Origin of the sequence: Teichococcus wenyumeiae (genome assembly GCF_003696345.1) — a bacterium.
Classification (GTDB): domain Bacteria; phylum Pseudomonadota; class Alphaproteobacteria; order Acetobacterales; family Acetobacteraceae; genus Pseudoroseomonas; species Pseudoroseomonas wenyumeiae.
Map to the genome: position 1 here is coordinate 1 of NZ_RFLX01000192.1, position 590 is coordinate 590.

Consider the following 590-nt stretch of genomic DNA (forward strand, 5'->3'; position numbering starts at 1 on the left):
GACGCCGCGCTGGCGGCCAAGGCCATCATGGACATCGAGACGATGTACCCGATCTCGCCGCAGGAGTTCTGGGACGCCTTCGATGCGATCACACGGGAGCAGACGGAGCATGACGCTTCGGCCCTGGTGGCCGAGGCCGGTACCGCTGGGCGGTGACCGCTAGCGGCCCAGCCCCGGTCCCCGCCGGATCCCGAGCCGCTGCTGCTCCGCCGCCTGCGACCGTGCCTGGACGCGCTCCTGCGCCTGCACCGCCCGCTGCCCCTCCCGCATCGCCGCCACGGCCCGTCCAACTCCTGCCAGCCCCTCGCGCGACGGCGCGGCAGCCTCGGCCGCCTTGGCTGTGAGGCTCTGCTCCACGCCCTGTGGCCCCAGCCGCCGCTCCGCCGCCGCGGCCACCGCCCGCAGGGCATTGGCAAGTTGATGGGCGGTGGTCGGAACAGCTGAGCTAGGGCAATCTGACGGGATGACGGCAGACTGTCCCACCTACCCTGGATACCGCTTCCCGGCCCCTGGATACCGCTTCCCGGCGGAGATCATCAGCCATGCCGTCTGGCTCTACCATGTGTTCAGCTTGAGCCTGCGGGACGTGG

General features: G+C 71.2%; 1 protein-coding gene. It reads right to left on the minus strand.

The features are described 5' to 3' along the window. Positions 1–159 precede the first annotated feature (159 nt). Positions 160–396, minus strand: a complete 237-nt coding sequence (locus EBE87_RS29330) for a hypothetical protein (protein WP_233560299.1) — start codon at positions 394–396, stop codon at positions 160–162. Positions 397–590: the final 194 nt, after the last annotated feature.